Here is a 19230-nt window from a genome sequence, read left to right on the forward strand (position 1 = left end):
CTTCATCGTTACCTGGTCGCTTCTTCCAGCAGGAAGATCACCGACTTGTAGTCCTGACCTGTCGCGAGGTTCATACCGATCTCGCAGGTCCGGTTACTGGAGATATACTGATCGAAGTGTTTATCTTTTATTTCTGCTACTACTTCCTGTGTAGCGTCGTGCGTTAATTCGGGATGGAGGAAGCCCCGGTCTCCGGCAAAAGCACAGCAGGTGGAATGGATCGGATTATAGGCCGTTTCTGATACTTTCTGGGCGATTGTCAGCAGTTTCCCCGCCAGGTTGAGGTGTTGGGTCGAACAGACAGCATGTATCACTGTAGCGCCTGTTTTCTTCTTTATTTGCAATCGTGGCAGCAGGTGGTCATGCGCCCAGGCGATAGAATCCAGGAGGGTCATCTTTTTATGTTTCTCCAGGTTCTCCGGTGTCAGATAATGTAAGATCTCGCTGGTAATACCGAAGGTACAGGAGCTGGCATCGCAGACTACAGGGAGGCGTCCTTCATCGCTCCAGCGCCACATGCTTTCCACTACCTGATTGGCCATGTAGGTGTTACCCTCTACATACCCTTTGGAATGCCATACGGTGGCGCAGCAGTTGCCGCTCAGGTCTTCCGGTATCCAAACGGGTAGTCCGGCACGATCAGAGAGTGTCACCATTGCTTCTGCCAGTGTCATTTCCTGTTTTTCGCCTCTGGATGCGCCGAAGATACGGTTCACACAGGCGGTAAAGTAAACGGCTGCTGCTCCCGCTTTGCCGGTAGCAGGTAGTTTTGTCTTTGCCGGGTGCGGGATATTAGGTATCCAGGCTGGCATCAGGTCTTCGCTGACAACCGTTCTGGCAAGAGCGGTCAGTCCTTTTGCCGGCAATCCGGAGAGGATCGTCTGTGTAGCAGCATTCAGCGACAATGCGCCACGCATTACTTTTTCCACCGTTCCCCAGTTCTTTGCCAGTTTCAGGGCAATCTGTTCGGCTTTACGTGTGTGTTCCATCGAGCGGAACTCTTTCATGAGGATGCCGGTATTGATATCCAGCGGACAGGCAATTTCGCAGCTGCCATCGCCGGCACAGGTTTCAATCGCACTGTATTCATATTCCTGCAGCAGGGCGGCTGTTACCGGTGATCCCTTTGGCTGACGCAGCATTTCCCTGCGCAACGCGATGCGTTGTCTGGGAGTTGTACTGAGATTACGGCTTGGGCATACCGGCTCGCAGTAACCACATTCAATACAGCGGTCTACCTCATTTTCTACGGTAGGAATAGTATGCAGGTGTTGCAGGTGTGACTCCGGATCATTGGACAGCAGCACACCCGGACCGAGAATACCATCAGGATCAGCCAGTCGCTTCAGTTTCCACATCAGCCCAGTCAGTTTTGGTCCCCATTCGTGTTCTACAAAAGGTGCGATGTTCCGGCCGGTGCCATGTTCTGCTTTCAGGGAACCATCGTATTTTCCGACTACGAGTTCGATAACATCTCTGAGGAAGGTATCAAAACGCTGCAGTTCTTCAGCAGAGTTAAATGAGGGGGTAACCAGGAAGTGGAGATTACCAGCGGATGCGTGTCCGAAGACATATCCTTTATAACCATGTCTTGCGATCAGCTGTTGCAGATCGACAGCTCCTTCTGCGAGTCTTTCGGGAGGGAAACAGACGTCTTCCAGTATCAGTGAGGTACCGCTCGGACGCGTACCACCTACGGAAGGCAAGAGGCCATTACGGACGGTCCAGAACTGGGCGGCCAGTTTCGGGTCTTTTGTGAAAGAGCCGGTTTCGAGGAGTGGTAAGGTCAGTAAGATATCGTTCGCTGCTTTTTCGGCTATCAGTAATAGTTCCGGGGTGGCTACCCGGAATTCCACCAGTAAGCCGGTGGCATTACTGTCGAATGCTTTCCAGCGGTCTGGCACACCAGGTTTGCCTTCTACGGCGTGTAATGATGCCCTGTCGGACAGTTCGACTGCCATAGCACCTGCCTTTATAAAAGGCGCTACTGCTGCACAGGCGGAGTACATATCCGGGAAAATAAGGAAGGCGGTTAAGCGATGCGGATCATCCGGTACGGTATCAAATACTACTTCAGAGATGAACCCTAAAGTACCTTCTGAGCCTACCATAAGACGGCGGAAAATTTCCAGGGGTGTTTTCCCATCCAGGAAGGCCCCCATGTGATAACCGGTCGTATTCTTGATGCTGAATTTTTTGACAATGCGGGCGCTGAGTGCTGTATCGGCTTCGATTTCCGCTTTGATCTCTCTCAGTCCTTCGCACAATGCCGGTTCTGCACGCAGGAACTGTGCTTCTGCATCGGGGTCTGCGGTATTGATGCGGGTACCGGAAGGCAGCATGAAAGAGAGGGAAGAAATGGTTTTGTAGGAGTTCTGGGCGGTGCCGCAACACATCCCACTGGAGTTATTCGCAACAACACCACCGATAGAGGCTACACTGCCGCTGGCAGGGTCTGGTCCGAGGCGATAGCCATATGGCCGCAGCGCCAGGTTAGCGCGGAACATAATGGTGCCGGGTCTTACCCGCAACTGTTTTCCCGCTGCTTCTACAGTTGCACCGGCCCAGTGTTTACGGGCATCCAGCAGAATACCATCTCCCTGTGCCTGACCACTTAAGCTGGAGCCGGAAGCTCTTATTGTAACCGGGATCTGTTTTTCCCGTGAATAGTTGAATATTGCCAGCACCTGTTCCTCCGTGGCAGGTGTGACTACCACTTTCGGGATCATCCGGTACGGACTTGCGTCAGTTGCATAACGTATGAGGTCGAGTGCTTTATAAAGAACCTGCTCTTCTCCCAGTAAACCGATCAGGTCTTTTTTGAGCCATTGCGGCGTTCCTTCAGCGATGGAATCGGGCGCTCTGTCATGCGTTGGCTCATGTGGTAATGGTTCAATCTTCGCTGGATCCGGAGAGAGTAGTTTTTTCATATTTCATTCAGATTTGGTCATTGCATTCGTCTGTACCAGCTAATGTACTGTTTGTTTCGTATTTTTTTCAAAAAGGTTGATTGCAAGGGGAGGAAGAAGTAGTATCAGCAGGTATATTGTTTTAATATTGAACGTTGATCCTTCGTTGTGCAACGAAGGATCAACGTTCAATATTAAAGAGGTATTAATTGCCTGTCCGGTATTCTCTGGGAGAAAGGCCGGTACTTGTTTTGAAAAGTTTGGTAAAGTGAGAGGGGTAAAGAAAGCCGAGTTCGTAGGCAATTTCGCTGACCTGTTTTTCCGTTCCCAATAATAGGGATTTTGCCTTGTCAACCAGCTGCAGGTGAATGTGTTCCTGTGTGGTTTTACCCGTGTATTTATTCAGAAGGTCTGACAGGTAGCTGGCGGAGATATTGAGTTGTCCGGCGAGGTATTTTACATCCGGCAGACCGCGTTCCGCCAGGTCATCCTGCGAAAAATAGTCCCGCAACAGGCGTTCGAAGCGTTGTACGATATCGTTGTTTGCTTTTCGGCGGGTGTAAAACTGTCTGTCATAAAAGCGCTCGCAATAGCTTAGCAGGAGTTCGATATTTTTTATGATCAGTCCTTCGGTATGTTTATCGATATGCTGGCCGTATTCACGTTTTATTTTGCCGATACAGTCCTGGAGGATATTTTTTTCTTCATCGGAGATATGCAAAGCCTCATTCAGATCGTACAGGAAAAAGGTGTATTGCTGTATGGTACGTCCTAATTCTGTACCATGGATCAGATCCGGGTGAAAGAACAATGCCCAGCCTTCTTCGATCGGTACATCCGGACCGGAACGCAGTACCTGGTCGGGAGAAGTGAACATGAGCGAGCCTTCGCTGAAATCGTATGTCTGCCGTCCGTAGTTAAACCAGCCTTTGAACTGTTTACAGGAGATGGTGTAAAAGGACATCCGGAAGGCGGTGTCTTCATGGAAGAGGCGATGATTGATGGCAGACAAGTCGATGATCGAGATAAGCGGATGCTGCGGTTTGCCGCAATCGTAGATTTCGTGCAGTTTGCTTATACTGTTTATCTGGATAATGTTGTCTGCCATCGTGTGAAGTTACAATTTTTACAAAGCAGGTGAATGCTTACAGGTTATGACCAAAGAAAACGTCGTTAAAGTGTTGTCTGAATGCTTCTGCGCCCATGCTGAGCCTTGCGGCATAGAGTTGTTTGCCGTCTTCACCGGCTACGTATCTGATCTGGTCTTTCCCGTCGGTGGCGGCTTCAAAAACGGTTTCCGCAATGATCTCCGGAGGGGTGAGGTTTTCAGGGAGCATGAGATTCCCCATTACTTTCTCTACTTTATCCAGGATCGGCTGATAAGCGTCTATTTTCTTCGCACCATAGGCCATAGAGCGGCCAACATAATCTGTTCTGACGCCGCCCGGCAGGATGGTTTTGATACCGATATTGAATTTGGAGAGTTCGAAGTACATGCTTTCGCTGAAGCCTTCCAGTCCCCATTTGGCGGCATGGTACATTGCACTGAAAGGGAAGGCGGTCATACCACCCATGGAGGAAGTAGCGATGAAAAGGCCGCTGCCCTGTTGTCTGAAATAAGGAATGAATGCCTGTGTGATCCTGATGACAGCGATCAGGTTGGTATTAATAAGACCGGTGATCTGTTCGTCGCTGTAGGTTTCCAGCGGACCATACAGACCGTGTCCTGCGTTATTAAAAACGACGTCAATTTTGGCAAGTCTGGTGGCTTCGCTGACGCATGTCTCAATCTGCGTGAGATCGGTTACATCCAGTGGCAGGAGGGTCATATTGTCCAGTTGGGAGAGTTCCTGTTCATTTTCGGGAGTGCGCATGGTAGCGATCACCTGCCATCCTTTACTATGAAAAAATTTAGCTGTTGCTTTACCTATGCCGGAGGAGGCGCCTGTTATGAATATTGTTTTCATTGTTTGAATGATTTGATGGTACAAAGGTGGGGCGCGGCGGGAGAGGAAAATTATATGGATTCGGGCAATATTTATATATTTAATAGATGGGGCTATATTTTATGCCTCTTTAATCCGATTTGAACGCCCGTACAGATGGAACATCCTCAGAAACAGCCCACGGTCAACCCGATAAACTCTCGTTCATCCGCAGAAAACAGTTCCGCTGGTGGCAAAGGCATGACTGCCGTTACACCGATACAAAGAATGCAAGGAACTGCTGGCGCAGCTGATATTGATAGTCGTCCGCCTGCGGGGCGGTTTGTTTTGCCGGCGGTAGCGCCTCCGGAAAATGCGCCTGTTCAGTTAATGGAATATGATAAGCTACGAACCGGCAGGTGGTACATCGTAAAGGTGGGAGAAAAACGATATACTTTATATCTAAAGTCAATGCATAAGACAAGAGGGTACGATTTCTATTACCAGGAAAGCGGTGGGGTGTTAGCATTTAAGATTTATGACAATAATGACATTTTAGAGCCTGTAACTGAGTCCGGGACGGGTAATCAACAGGGCAATAATATGGAGGTAGAAGGTGGAGAGAAGGGTGATACTGATAAGATGGAAGATAAACTGGATGATGTGCAGGATGAAGGGGAGAATGATCTTAGTGATGAGCTGGAGGATAAAGCGGGTGATTATGATGAGCTTATCACAGGCTCGCTTGCCTCAGACGCAGGCGCAGCGCGGCTGGGAATAGTATCCTGGAATGTGGCGCACTTCAGTGACCGTGATGTGGAGTCAGCGCTGGAAGCCTTTGTAAAGGCGTTCAAAGGTTTCGATGTGGGAAGTTGGGATAGGTTATTCAAGAATCTTGATGATTTTATCAAAGGTGTTCAGGAGGTGCTGGATAAATTCAGGACAATAAAAAAACCGCCAGAAGATGAGAAGAATAAAGCAATACGCGTGATGCGAAGATTGTCTCAGGGCAGAGCTGAAGGAAAAAGGCAGGTTACTGGCCGGAAGCTTCCTCAGGACAAGCCCTTTCTTGACAATGATGAGCTGAGAGAGCAAGACAGTGATCTTTTTTCAAGATTGCATGGAGATTCGTCAAATATGCTGGAGCAACTTGACGCTGATATAAAGAAACTGGCAGAGGAGCTGGCTGGCTACGACAGGGAGAAATTAAAGAAGGAGATAAAAGAAATTGCCGGTGTGGATTGGAGCGGGTTGTGGCAGCATGCGAAGGGAGATTCGGGTAAAAGAATGGAACTCGCTGTAAAGGTAAAGGATCTTCGCGCTTTTAAAACATCGGCAGAAAGCACTAAAGCTTTATTGAAACTGGTATCAGATCTGCGGTCTAACAGCTCTATCCAGACCTTTCTGGAGAGAACAAGGTTGGCCGCCTATGGAGCATTGAAGGATGATGAATTAGGCGCGGCGCCGGCGATGCAGTCAGTACTGGAGTTAGACCGTTCTATGCACACGCATAATATCATGATTCATCTGGAGGAAATGTTTGCTTACAACGGCTGGCTCGACATAATAATACTGCAGGAGATCAATAATCCTGCATTACTGGGAAAAGATAAAACGCCGGGTGCAGCAGGCGGTGGTACGAATAAGGAGCATCCGGAGTATGATACGTACCTGGGTCCGCAGCTCCTTTCCGCCGGAGATACCCCTCAGCAGGAATATTATCCCCTGTTGATACGGAAGTCCTCAGGAATGGAGGTAATAAAGGTTTATCAGGTATCTACTGATGGAGAAATGGTAGAAGCGCCACCGACAATTAACTGGGATAAAGGGAGGGGAGATTATCGTCCTATTGTTGTGTATGAAGTGAAGAAGAAAGGTGTGCGTAAACCGCTCTGGATCGGAGTTGTTCATACCACACCAGAGGCAGATACTGATAAGCGCGTGGCGGAATGGAACAGGAAGCTGATTTTCAGGGAAGTCAGTGAAGGATTGAATACACTTCGGCAGAAAGCAGCAGAGAAGGGTATCCCGCTTATAGTTGGTGGGGACTATTATCTTACTGCTGAAGCAGTGGTGGCGGATGAAGAAGGTGATAATGCAGTTATTCCGGCTGACAACGATGAAGACATGATCAGGTACAAAGCATTTATTGATGAGCGGCTCAAGGTGCTGAATGCTGAGATGGAGAAATTATTACAGGAAGAAGGTATTTACCTGGAAGATCCACGTGTTAAAAGATTGAGTAAGCAGATCAGAATGAATGAAGAAGCGAAGCAGGATAAGCAACTTCAGCGTAATATTCGGGGACTGACCGTGGCATCTCAGGTAGAAGATATGGGGCTGGAGCTGGCGCAGACAGTATCCGGCACCAATCCCAAAAGCGATCCGCTCAAAGAGCAGGAGGATGTACAGATCGCAGATTTCTTTATACACAATAGTACCTGGAAATCCAATAAAACCGGTCTGTTAAGACCACAGGGCTCTATGGTATCTGTTGATACGGAAGATATGGCATATTCGAAATACTGGCAACGGTTCAGTGATCATTTCCCTGTAGCGGCAATTTATTCTCTGAATAATGAAGACCTTAGTAATCATGAAGCGCTGGTGACGCCCTCAGGAACGCAGGAGGCGGCTGATGAGATCAATATCTCACGCTATGCGCAGTACGAGATGACGAAAAATGCGATGAAGGCACTCGATGATAGCATAAAAAACGCAAAGTTAGGCGCGTTTGATATATATGGGTTGTTTGATGAAGTTGTAGACACTGCCCGTATCGTATTTGGCAAGTATGACAATAAAACGGAGTACGATTTCTCCCTGCCTGCTAAACCAATGGATGTTATAAATAAAATAGAATATTTTCGCAATCGCATAGCTGAAACAATAGGAACAGCTGTACGTTCAGGTTATAACCCCGCGCAAACCCGTGAGTTGGCAATGCGATATCTCAAAACGCGCCTGATTGATCTGCATGAGCAGCACACCAAACTTTTTGGCAATAGTCTGGAGGACGCTTCCATCGACCTGATAGGTATAGAGGAGCTTAGCCTGCATGAATTAACGGCAAGGATAGAAGAAATGGAGGGGATGCTGGATGTAGACGAAGGTGACCGTTTGCATGTAACCCGCCCGGAAGACTTTCAGCCAGCCTATTCAGCGGAAGATCTGGTGAAAAAATTAAAGCAGCATGTGGCCAAACTTGTCACCAGTACTCAGGTATTCAAGATGCCACAGCGCTCTTCTGATGGAGGGGCTGGGTCTACAGTGCAAATTGGGCAGCGTGAATGGACTGTCAACCGGACTGGCGGCCGCGGGAACTGTTTTTATAATGGTGTTTTTGAAGGACTGTATGGTACAAAAGCAACTGGCGATGCGCAGCAGCTGATCCGTAATAGGGTCGTTAATGTACTGCTTATTAATCAACAGGTCATTACCCATCTTTTTGGCGTCGTTCCAAGGGTGCAGGACATTAATGCTGTTGTGGAACAGATCATCCAGGAAGGTAACTGGACAGAGAATTTTACCCCTTCATTTGTGGCAGAGGCCCTGAATCTGAGGATCGTTGTATTAAGGCCCAATGGTACTGTATACTATGTAGCCAGTCCTACTGTGGCAGGGCCACAGACCTACCAGATATATCTGCAATATGACGGTGGGCACTATAATTCTATTACACGGGAAGCGTTGGATAAAATGCCACAGGAAACTGATATGGAGATAAGTAAATAAATGCATCTTCGTTGCATTTTTATAAAACTTCTTTATCTTCGCGCCGGTTCAGTGCACGGAGCCGTATCAACTAACAACTTATCCGTCAATAAATGAACATTTATAAATCTACTGTGGGCCTGCTATTTGCGGGTCTGGCTACCGTATTGTTTTCTGCCTGTGGTAAAGAAGATCCTATCGTGGATATGGGCTATCTGCCACCTGCTACACTTCCGGATTCTGTTACTGTTACCTATGGAACCGTGACCACGCTGAATCTTCCCGTTGAATATAAAAGCCAACCGTATGTCAATTTTAAACTGGATTTTGCAGGAAACACCAACCTTAAGGTGAATGCATCGGACTCTCTGAATACATTGCTTGCGAACGCAATTGTGGTAGATGTAAAGGAGAAACGTATCAGGATAGATGCGGGCAAAATATACCCTAACAGCAACAGGTCTGAGCTGACAGGCGTTCGTTTACCGGATACTTATAAGGTGCGTCTGATTGCTGAGTCTCTAACTGGTTTGAAGCCCGTAAAGGCTGATTTTACGCTGAAAGTAATGCCCGCAGCATTGGGTATTAAGGAGCTATCAGCCACTGATCCTATCCCTTATGGTTATTCTTTATACAGTGCAGAAGGTGCTTCCTATACAATTGATTATCTGGGATTGAATAAAGCGGGAACAAGTCTGCAACTGCATCAGAACGGCTTCCCTGATGGGCATGTGACCTTACAGGGTGATAAGGTGGTACTTGATCAGTATGCGGGTGATGAAGACCGGAAATATGAATGGACGTATGACCTGGTGGCTAATCTGCTGAAAGATGGTTACAGGGTGGCTTATAAGCAGTTCAGGACCGTCATTCTGCCACAACCGAAGTTTTTATATGGGGTATATTATCCGGAATATGATCTGACAATTGTACAGAACCGTGTGGTAATGGGTTTGGGGAATGCGTATCTATCGCCCGCACCTGTTTTTAATCCGGAGAAATATAAAGGTAGTTTCAAGGTATTGTCTGTTACATATGGCACTGCGCCGTTTGCAGATACTGATAAGATCTTTTCGGTAGATGCTTTGACAGGGCAGGTAAAAGCAGCTGCGAATAGTTCGTTATCAGCAGGGGAGTATAAAATTACGGTGGAAGCGACGACTACCATCGGGATAAAACTGACTACGACATTTACGCTGGTAATGGAGTAGTATTTCATACAAGTGGGAGATTACAGTATGCGTTCTCCCACTTGTGTTATGCTTACCTGGTCGCCATTTATTGTGATGCAGCCTAGTGTTTTCAGTCTTTCTAAAGTTTCGGTTATTTCAGCTTTGGTCAACAGATATGCATATTCTTTGTTGATGGCAGCAAGACTTCTGGCTATGTTATCAGGAATGCGGAGAAAACGCAAAAAGCTGTCATCTCTGTGCGTAATACCCTTGCTGAAATAGATTACGAAGTCATAATCTCCGGTGATCGCCTGTTCAGTAATTGCCACGCGATCTGCTAAATCCGCGATTCTATCGAGGTTATGGTTTAATATCCCCATTAGTTCATACGTTTTATCCTTATAGGTGAACTTATAAAGCCGGGCAAATCTTTTTCGCTGTTCATCAATAACCGGCATCTCATATGCGTCCAGTAAACGATCTAACGTTTTTTCGAGATTGTTTTTTAGTTCGGCTATCTCTTCTCGGCTCAGTTGGAGGATATTGATGACATTGCCGGAAGGCAGATTTTTAATTCTCTCCCGGGTGACCTCTGCCATATATGAAGTCGCATTCTCTGACCAGACGCTGCCATGCAGCCATCTATCATCTTTAAGGAGATATAACCGGGCCGAAGGTTGAAGAGGACGTTGTTCTTTTATATCCTTGTTGTCTTCCTGTTCACCATGACAATGTTGACAGATATCATCAGGTATATATTCGCTCTTTCCGGGAAGCAATAACTTTCCGCATTCCGTACAAGACACACCCAGGTGTTTGTCTGGCCAGCTAGGGCAGTCGTCATCCGGATGCATGTTTGAGGGAAAGTAAAATGTCAGGTTGTACTTTTTCGCGGCTTTATTACCTATTTCTTCGGCAACAATGCATTCGTTCCACCGGTCACCCGTGAAAGAGGGGCTTCCTTCCGGTAGCACCACTTGTCCCAGATAATGTGTTTCATCGGCTTGCGCTGATGGTGCTGTGGCAACCGTGTATAGATACAACAGTAAATGCCATCCATCGCTGTCTCCGTCCCATATGGCTTCCAGTACTGTTGGTGTTCCGGGTATTTCGTTTATTTTCTGTTCTACAGTTTCAAAGGTAGTGATACGATACATATACTGCTGACCGATCGCTATTTATTGCACAGCGATAGGACCGCAAATGTATAACAACAGATTTTTAGTAAGAAAAACTCAATATGTTTTATTAAATTGGGAGCACATTAACGCAAAATATGAACAAAAAAGGCTGTCTTTCACCTCCTTAATTTTAATATTCTTCAACGTTTGGATGAAGTGGACATGCCGGCTCTCTGCCGGATGATATGTTATGCTTCAAAGTTTCATTTGTTTTAAATATTAAAATATATCCCGTCTTCGGGACGGGCAGGTCAGTCTTTTATGAAAAAGTCATTTTTAGTGTTACACCTCGCGGTGATCCTCGCAGGTTTTACAGGTGTTTTTGGTAAACTCATCTCTCTCAATGAAGGATTGCTGGTATGGTACAGGGTGTTTTTCTCCTTCGCAATCCTCTTTTTTATCCTCAGATTATTTAAGAATACAATCCATCTTCCTTTAAAAGAGAAATTTGATATTGCAAAGATCGGGATGTTCATTGCGATACATTGGGTATTCTTTTATGCCAGTATTAAATATTCCAATATTTCGATCGGGGTGGTTTGTTATTCTTTGACCGGTTTCTTTACGGCCGTTTTTGAACCGCTGATCAACAAAAAGAAATTTATGCTTTCGTCGCTGGTCCTGAGCGGCCTGACCTTACTGGGCATCAGTCTGATCTTTCACTTTGATACTTCTTATCAGCTGGGTATTGGGCTGGGAGTAATATCCTCGGCTTTTGCTGCGTTGTATACCATTTACAACGAGCGGCTGGTAAAGCGGTATGATAGTAAACAGATCAATTATTACCAGATGATGGGAGCGACTATCGGACTGGGATTACTCATGCCGGTGTATCTGCATTTCTTTCCGGTGGAGAGTCTGATACCTGATCTGAAGGATACCTTGTATCTGTTATTGCTGGCTTCTGTTTGTACAGTGGGTTTGTATATTTTATTTGCGGAGTCATTGAAAAAGCTCTCTGCTTTTACGGTGAATCTTAGTTTTAATCTGGAGCCGATCTATGCGATTATATTAGCATTCCTGTTTTTTAATGAAGGGAAGGAGTTGAATGTTTCTTTTTACGTGGGGTTGTTGTTTGTAATGGCTTCGGTGGTGTTGCAGACTTACATTTCCATGCGTGATCACAAATAATATCATAGTATAAAAGGCAAGTCCTCCTGCGTATTGCAGGAGGACTTGTTATTAGAAAGCAGGTTGTAATGTTTTGACAGGTACTCTTCTTTCTGCTGGTCTGAAATACCACGATACGATCGTCAATGTGAGCAATAACATAGAAGGCAATATCTGTGTGATCGGGTCGCCCAATGTAATATGTGAAACGATGGCGCCTGACATGGCAAAGAAGAAGCCGGCATAAGCCCATTCTTTCAACAAAGGAAAGCGTGGCGCCAATACTGCCACTACACCCAGTAATTTCCAGATACCTAGTATAGTCATCAGATACACCGGATACCCCAGGTGCGTGAATGCGTCTACTTCTTTATCTACTTTCATTAGTTGTACAATACCTGTAGATACCATTCCCAGTGAAAGCCAAAGGGTGGCTACCCAATAGATGATTTTATTACGCTTACTCATGACGTGCAATTTTTAATTTGTTTACGATTTCCTGTAATTTATTGTGTGCCATATTGATACCCTGACGGAAAGGTAGCTGCATCAGCTGATCTCTGACAGCAACAGATTTATATACTACATGCATGGTCAGTCTGCTGGTGTCGTCGCTCAGTTTCTGGAATTCGAGAAATTCCAGCTGTGCGCCCAATGACATATTATCCATTTCAAATGTGCGGGTGATCTTCTCGTTGGGAATGAATTCATGGTAGACGCCATTCGCAGTAAAAACTACATTCCCTTTAGGATCTGAGGTTTGAAATTCCCAGCTGCCATACTTCTGGTTTTCCAGCTTCAGCACTTTAGTATTCATCCATTGTTCGATGATTTCGGGTTCTACATATGCAGTGAAAAGCAGCTCTACGGGTAAGTCAAAATCCCTGGTGATGATGACTTCCTGTCTGCCGTCTTCGGCGTGGACTTTGGTTTTCGGTTCCATCGTATGCTATTTTTTAGGTTTGTAGTTTTTCATAATCGCTTCTAATTTATTGAACCTGTCGTCCCATAATTGCCGGAATGGTTCGATGAAGTCTGCAATCTCTTTTATCTTCTTAGGGTTCAGGTGATAGTAGATCTCTCTGCCGCTTTGTTCCTGTTCCAGTAATTCGCATTCAATCAATATCTGGAGATGTTTCGATACCGTTGGTCTTGCTGTATCGAAATTCGCAGCTATTGCGCCTGCTGTCAGGGACTGCGAAGCCACTAAGAGCAGTATTGCCCGTCTGGTAGGGTCTGCTATTGCCTGAAATACATCGCGTCTTAGGTTCATTATGTAGCTATTTGACTACAAATATATGTGTAGTTATTTGGCTACGCAAATTTATTTTTGGAAGAATTATAAAAAAATGGCGGATGTTACGATCACACGTGTCTAATAATGTGGAGAGCGCCTATACACTTGTTATCAACCTCGTACTTAACCTTTAAAATCCACATTATGAAAAAGAGTCCAGCATTGCTGGTAATGAGTCTGCTGACATTCATGGCCTGCAAACAAAGTTTGCTGACCCCTGTTGAAAAACCACAGAACGCCGATAATACGGTTGGTATTACCCAGGCAATTACAGCTGATTATATCACTGTCAGTATCAAAAATGTCAAGAGCAGTAAATTCCTGGAAGTAGCAGGAAATCCTGTGCAAAACGCTAAATTTAAAGACAACGCACTTTTACAACAATGGGAGACTTCCCTCTCTGGTACAGAAACAAACAGGTGGCAGAAATGGCACCTGATCTATCAGACAACCGTTAATGGTACAAGATATTATCACATCCGTAATCTCCACAGCGGTAAACTGATCGACGTTCCTTCCGCTTCCGGTACATCCGGTACTGTCTTACAGCAATATGCGGCGTTCCCGCTGCTGGCTGATCAGCAGTTATGGAGTCTTACAGATATTGGCGGCGGACAATACCGTATCGTTAATAAAGGTAATAGCTTATCGTTGTCAGTCGCAGGTGGCGCTACCGGCAATGGTGCGCAGGTGATACAGGAAACTACTGTGAGTGATAATAAACAGTACTGGACGATCACTGAGATCACACCAGATACCTATCGTGATGATCAGGTGGTACGCTTCTTTAACCGCAACAGCGCCAGTCTGGGATCTGCTGCCTTTGATCAGGGAAATACCATTCCATTGACCTGGGGATCTAACAATGGGAAAGTCCTCTGGGTAACGCAGGACGCCTGGGATGGATCGCAGGTACAGTCTAATGGGATGTTCAACTGTGGCCACTTCTTTAGTTATAATAACTCTATATTCATACAGCCATCGAAAACAGACTGGAACCCTAATAACTCGCCTAACATGACCATTCCCAATAGTACTTCCGGTAAACCCAAACAGATCTGTAATATACAGTCTGGTACTACCTGGAGCTGGCCTGGTCCGGGCGTAGAAATTGGTGATAAGGTCTATATGCATTGCGGTGAAGGGAATGGTCTGAATGCGACCAATCAATCCCTCTACAGACTCACACAAAGCGCAGGCACACAATGGACTGCCGAGCGCTTACAACCGAATGGGTTTAACAATTACACCGCTATCAGTTATTCTACAGGTCTGGTAAAACCAGGTGATGGATATGTGTATGCTTTTGGTAGTGAAGCAACCAGCTTCGGCTATGGCAGTTATATACATGTCGCCAGATTCCCGGAAAGCACTCCGTTACAATGGCAGTACTGGAGTGGATCTGCATGGACATCCAGTCCGACGGCAGGAGCTGCATCAAAGATTGCAGACGCAAGAGGCAGCAACAGTGTCGCCTATGTAAATGGAAAGTATGTCCTGATGACACTGGACCAGGGGTTCAACTGTGATCCTGACAGAAGCGTATACATTGCGACTGCTACTTCTCCGACAGGTCCATTTACGGCACAGATCAAGGTATATACGATCCTGGAGTATTTTAAAGAGCAATACACGCGTTACTATACACCGGTGATCCACCCGGAGTTTAACAATGGCAGGAATGAATTGCTGCTGACATATAGTGTCAACTTCTCTGCCTGCGGACTGGATGGTTGTGAAGGTGCCTGGCTGGACCCGTATTACTATCGGCTGAAGGGTATCAGAGTGCCTTATTCGAAGATAGGGCTGTAGGGTGTATAGGGCGCTCTCCTAATTCTCACTGGCGGTAACCGCCCTCTCAGGTGTCCTATATAAACAGGTGTCTCAACGACGACAAAACATTATTTCATTTTATGCTTAGGGAAATTATTACAACGTTGTTATGCGGAGCTGGTATAATGGCGTCTGCACAACAAAAGGATCTGGTCAGTTACGCGAATACTTTACAGGGTACAAATTCTGAATATGCGCTTAGTCATGGGAATACTTATCCGACGACAGGCCTTCCTTTCGGGATGCATGCCTGGTCCGCGCAGACCGGCAGTAATGGCGATGGTTGGAAATACCAGTATAAGGCGACAAAGATCCGTGGTTTTCAGCAGGTGCATCAGTGTAGTCCGTGGGTAGGGGATTATGCGGTATTTAGTCTGATGCCGGTGGCTGGTGAATTAAAGGTAAATGAGGAGCAACGGGCGGCTACTTTTAGTCATAAAGACGAAACAGCCAGACCGGATTACTATAAAGTGACTTTCGACAATAAGACAAGTGCGGAAGTGACGCCGACAGAGAGAGGGGCGCATCTGCGTTTCTCTTTTCCGGCAAAGACACCGGCGTATGTGGTACTGGATGGTTATAATGCGCTGAGTGGCGTAAAGATCTATCCTGCGGAGAGAAAGATCACAGGGTTTGTTACAAATGGACGGTTTATTCCGCAGAATTTCAGGAACTATTTTGTGATCGTTTTTGATCAGCCTTTTGAAGCTGCCGGTACCTGGGAGAATGTGAAAGGACAGATCTTCGCTGATTCTCTTTCCGGCGAAGGGAAGGGCACGGGCGCATTTATACGCTTCCGTAAGGGCGCTAAAGTTCAGGCGAGAGTCGCTTCCTCTTATATCAGTGCAGAACAGGCGGAGCTGACCTGGCAAAAAGAACTGGGTGGATGTAAGAATCTGGAACAGACAAGGGCTGTTGCCAATAAAACCTGGAATACGCTTTTCAATCGTGTACTGGTGGAAGGTGGTTCAGAAGAAGATAAGGCGACTTTCTATTCCTGTCTGTTCCGCGCGAATCTGTTTTCACATCAGTTCTTCGAATATGATGCGCAGGGTGCACCTCACTATTTCAGTCCTTATGATGGGAAGGTACATCGTGGTTATATGTATACGGACAATGGTTTCTGGGATACTTTCCGCGCGCAGTTTCCGCTGAATACAATTTTGCATCCGACGATGGAAGGGCGTTACATGCAGGCCTTACTTGATGCGCAGCAACAATGTGGCTGGTTTCCGGCCTGGTCTTTTCCCGGAGAAACAGGCGGCATGCTGGGTAATCATGCGATCTCCCTGTTGACGGATGCCTGGGTCAAGGGTATCCGGACATTTGATCCGAAGAAAGCCCTCGACGCGTATTTCCATGAGGCAATGAATAAAGGCCCCTGGGGCGGTGCTAACGGTCGTGCGGGCTGGAAGGAGTATTATCAGCTGGGCTATGTCAGCTTTCCGGAGTCACATGGCAGTACTTCCCAGACATTGGAATATGCGTATGATGATTTCTGTGCCTATCAGCTGGCTAAACTGACGGGGAATCAATTCTACCAGTATGTATTTGGGCGTAGTCTTTACAATTATAAAAACCAGTATGACAGTACCACCGGTTTTATGCGTGGCCGCAAACTGGATGGCAGCTGGGTAGAAGATTTTGACCCTGTTAAATGGGGCGGACCGTACACAGAGGGTAATGCCTGGCACTGGCAATGGTCTGTTTTTCATGATGTGCAGGGGCTGATAGATCTGATGGGAGGGGAAGCCCGTTTTATTGCCAGACTGGATGCCGTGTTTAGTTCTTCTAATAAGGTTGATCCAGGTTATTATGGTCAGATGATCCACGAGATGACGGAGATGGTGAATGCGGATATGGGACAATATGCGCATGGTAATCAGCCGGTACAGCATATGATCTACCTGTACAATTATGCTGGTCAGCCGTGGAAGGCACAGTCACACGCGAGAGACGTCATGAAACGCCTGTATAATGCCGGTCCGGACGGCTATCCCGGTGATGAGGATCAGGGACAGATGTCTTCCTGGTACGTGATGAGCGCGCTGGGTTTCTACAGTGTCTGTCCGGGTACGGATGAATATGTGATTGGCAGTCCGGTGTTCCCGAAAGTGACGCTCACCCTGGAAAACGGGAAACAGTTTGTCGTGGAGGCACGCAATAACAGTCCGGAGAATGTGTATATCCAGTCAGCCACCCTTAATGGCCGTCCGTATCCCCATAACTGGATCCGGCACACCGATATCACCAATGGCGGGGTACTGGTACTGGAAATGGGAAAAGCGCCGGCAAAGGGCCGTGGACTGGATGCAGCGGACAAGCCTTATTCCATCAGCAGGCGTTGAAGATCTCCGCATCGCTAATTTCCCGGGAGATTTAGAAACTTGTGCTAAAACGATTATATTAGCTGGTAGTTTGAACTCAGGCGATGCGACAAGATTATTCCACGTTTACCGATGAAGAGGTATTTCTCCTCGTGAAGAAGGGGGACGATAAAGCATTCGAAGATATTTTCAGACGTTTCTGGCAGGAGTTGCTGGATGCGGCCTATCGCCGCGTAAAAGTACAGGAAACTGCTATGGAACTGGTTCAAAGCCTGCTTGTGAACCTATATCTGAAAAGGGAAACGATTGAACTCCGTACCTCTCTCCGCAATTATCTGCATATCTCATTAAAAAATAAAGTACTGAACGCAGTACGGGCTGAAGTTGTGCGTAACACTTATCAGCAGCATATGCTGGCAGACAATGGCCTGTATCAGGCTGATGCCGCCACGAATCTGCAACTGAAGGAGTTACAGGAGCAGATAGACGCTTCCTGTGCGGGTATGCCGGAAAAATGCCGGGAGGTGTTTTTCCTGAGCCGGAAGGAACATTTGTCCTATCAGCATATCGCACAAAGGCTAGGGATCTCGGTGAACACCGTGGAGAAACACATGGTGAAAGCCTTGAAAATACTGCGTTCACGCCTGAAAGAATATAACTTTACACTGTTCTGGCTGGTGCTGTTGGTACTGCTGGGATGGGAAATTTTCAGCAAATTTTAATTACAGTGGCGGTAGGACGCTTTTCAGGTGTCTAATGTGTAGAAACTATGGACATAAGCAACACCAGGTTAAAAGAATTATTGGATAAATATCTCGATGGTACGGCCTCTGCGGAGGAGATCAGTGAGGTAGATGCGTGGTATGGGGCCTTCGAGTCCCATAAGGGTGTCACGGAGCAATTAAACGCAGATCAGCAGGTGGCACTTGAGCAACTGCTCTTTTCCCGTATTCACCGGGAGATCAGTCAGACGCAGGCGCCATTACAGGTGGTCAGGTCCCGTGTACGTTACTGGTGGGCAGCTGCCAGTGTAGCGGTACTGCTCATAGCGGGGGGCGTGTATTATACAGTTAACCGCACGACTGAGCAGGGTGTTTCCGGTATGATGATCACAGCAACGGCGGAGAAGGGGACTATCAGGAAGATCACCCTGCCGGACAGCAGTATCATCTGGCTGAATGCGGACAGCAAAATACGCTATGCGCAGCAGAACGGCCGGGAGATATGGCTGGAAGGGGAAGGATACTTTGAGGTCGCTCCGCGGCAGGAAGAAGGTTTCCTGGTACATACCGGCCAGCTCGATGTACAGGTATTGGGTACCAGTTTTAATATTGATGCCTATACCCCTGGTGATTCGATCACCGTTACCGTCAGTAGTGGTAAGGTGGCCGTGAGAACAGAGCAAAATACTGACGTCGCTGTTACTGCCAATCAACAGGCGGTTTATAAGGCGGCGGCTGATAAAATAAACAGATACGATATCAGTGCGGCTGATTTTGGCGCCTGGAGGGAGGGGCTGCTGGTATTTAAGAATGCCAGTTTTGAAAGTATTGCCCGTACGCTGGAACGCCGTTACAAGGCGCATATCCGCTTCGACGGACAAAAAACAGCTTCCGCCCTGCTTTCTGCCAGATTCGGCAAGGATGAGCCAATAAAGGACATTCTACGCATGTTATGCGATATATATGGTTTCAACTACCGGCAGGAACCAGGTAGTGAGGAATACCTGGTGTATGATGCGCAGCCACATCATTGACCGGAT

At 46.9% G+C, this 19230-nt stretch carries 14 protein-coding genes; 7 read left to right on the forward strand and 7 right to left on the reverse strand.

Annotation, left to right across the window (positions count from 1 at the left end; all coding sequences use genetic code 11):
• Nucleotides 1-8: 8 nt before the first annotated feature.
• The 3 genes from BMZ72_RS02820 to BMZ72_RS02830 form a co-directional block, all read right to left on the reverse strand.
• Nucleotides 9-2930: an FAD-binding and (Fe-S)-binding domain-containing protein gene (locus BMZ72_RS02820; RefSeq protein ID WP_089805042.1), complete on the reverse strand. Its 2922-nt coding sequence runs from the start codon at nucleotides 2928-2930 to the stop codon at nucleotides 9-11.
• A gap of 184 nt (nucleotides 2931-3114) precedes the next feature.
• Nucleotides 3115-4017 carry a helix-turn-helix domain-containing protein gene (locus BMZ72_RS02825; protein ID WP_089805045.1) on the reverse strand — a complete coding sequence of 301 codons (903 nt, stop codon included), beginning with the start codon at nucleotides 4015-4017 and terminating at the stop codon, nucleotides 3115-3117.
• A 37-nt stretch (nucleotides 4018-4054) separates the two neighbouring features.
• On the reverse strand, nucleotides 4055-4876 hold the full coding sequence (locus BMZ72_RS02830) for an SDR family oxidoreductase (protein WP_089805047.1): 822 nt from the start codon (nucleotides 4874-4876) through the stop codon (nucleotides 4055-4057).
• A 246-nt stretch (nucleotides 4877-5122) separates the two neighbouring features.
• On the opposite strand from BMZ72_RS02830, the gene BMZ72_RS02835 reads away from it, so the two are divergent.
• Both BMZ72_RS02835 and BMZ72_RS02840 read left to right on the forward strand, forming a co-directional pair.
• Complete coding sequence (locus BMZ72_RS02835) at nucleotides 5123-8569, forward strand: OTU domain-containing protein (protein WP_143087575.1); 3447 nt, start codon at nucleotides 5123-5125, stop codon at nucleotides 8567-8569.
• A gap of 92 nt (nucleotides 8570-8661) precedes the next feature.
• The gene (locus BMZ72_RS02840) at nucleotides 8662-9759 is read left to right on the forward strand and encodes a hypothetical protein (RefSeq protein ID WP_089805051.1); all 1098 of its coding nucleotides are present in this window, start codon (nucleotides 8662-8664) and stop codon (nucleotides 9757-9759) included.
• A gap of 20 nt (nucleotides 9760-9779) precedes the next feature.
• Here the strand turns inward: BMZ72_RS02840 and BMZ72_RS02845 are convergent, their stop codons facing one another.
• Nucleotides 9780-10877, reverse strand: a complete 1098-nt coding sequence (locus BMZ72_RS02845) for a cytochrome c3 family protein (protein WP_089805054.1) — start codon at nucleotides 10875-10877, stop codon at nucleotides 9780-9782.
• Between the two features lie 285 nt (nucleotides 10878-11162).
• On the opposite strand from BMZ72_RS02845, the gene BMZ72_RS02850 reads away from it, so the two are divergent.
• On the forward strand, nucleotides 11163-12032 hold the full coding sequence (locus BMZ72_RS02850; protein WP_089805056.1) for a DMT family transporter: 870 nt from the start codon (nucleotides 11163-11165) through the stop codon (nucleotides 12030-12032).
• Nucleotides 12033-12083: 51 nt separating this feature from the next.
• On the opposite strand, the gene BMZ72_RS02855 is transcribed toward BMZ72_RS02850, so the two are convergent.
• The 3 genes from BMZ72_RS02855 to BMZ72_RS02865 are packed head-to-tail and all read right to left on the reverse strand — an operon-like array spanning nucleotide 12084 to nucleotide 13284.
• A complete protein-coding gene (locus BMZ72_RS02855) occupies nucleotides 12084-12479 on the reverse strand; it encodes a DoxX family protein (protein WP_089805058.1) in 396 nt (131 codons plus the stop codon).
• Nucleotides 12472-12954: an SRPBCC domain-containing protein gene (locus BMZ72_RS02860; RefSeq protein ID WP_089805060.1), complete on the reverse strand. Its 483-nt coding sequence runs from the start codon at nucleotides 12952-12954 to the stop codon at nucleotides 12472-12474. The genes BMZ72_RS02855 and BMZ72_RS02860 overlap by 8 nt, the downstream gene beginning before the upstream one ends.
• A 6-nt stretch (nucleotides 12955-12960) precedes the next feature.
• Nucleotides 12961-13284 (reverse strand): ArsR/SmtB family transcription factor, encoded by a 324-nt coding sequence (locus BMZ72_RS02865; protein ID WP_012792431.1) that lies wholly within the window; start codon nucleotides 13282-13284, stop codon nucleotides 12961-12963.
• A 168-nt stretch (nucleotides 13285-13452) separates the two neighbouring features.
• On the opposite strand from BMZ72_RS02865, the gene BMZ72_RS02870 reads away from it, so the two are divergent.
• From BMZ72_RS02870 to BMZ72_RS02885, 4 genes are all read left to right on the forward strand, one after another.
• The gene (locus tag BMZ72_RS02870) at nucleotides 13453-15120 is read left to right on the forward strand and encodes an RICIN domain-containing protein (protein WP_089805062.1); all 1668 of its coding nucleotides are present in this window, start codon (nucleotides 13453-13455) and stop codon (nucleotides 15118-15120) included.
• Nucleotides 15121-15221: 101 nt separating this feature from the next.
• The gene (locus BMZ72_RS02875) at nucleotides 15222-17489 is read left to right on the forward strand and encodes a GH92 family glycosyl hydrolase (RefSeq protein ID WP_089805065.1); all 2268 of its coding nucleotides are present in this window, start codon (nucleotides 15222-15224) and stop codon (nucleotides 17487-17489) included.
• A gap of 83 nt (nucleotides 17490-17572) precedes the next feature.
• Nucleotides 17573-18190 (forward strand): RNA polymerase sigma-70 factor, encoded by a 618-nt coding sequence (locus BMZ72_RS02880; RefSeq protein ID WP_089805067.1) that lies wholly within the window; start codon nucleotides 17573-17575, stop codon nucleotides 18188-18190.
• Nucleotides 18191-18237: 47 nt separating this feature from the next.
• Nucleotides 18238-19224: a FecR family protein gene (locus BMZ72_RS02885; protein WP_089805069.1), complete on the forward strand. Its 987-nt coding sequence runs from the start codon at nucleotides 18238-18240 to the stop codon at nucleotides 19222-19224.
• Nucleotides 19225-19230: the final 6 nt, after the last annotated feature.

This window comes from Chitinophaga sp. YR627 (assembly GCF_900114995.1).
GTDB lineage: Bacteria > Bacteroidota > Bacteroidia > Chitinophagales > Chitinophagaceae > Chitinophaga.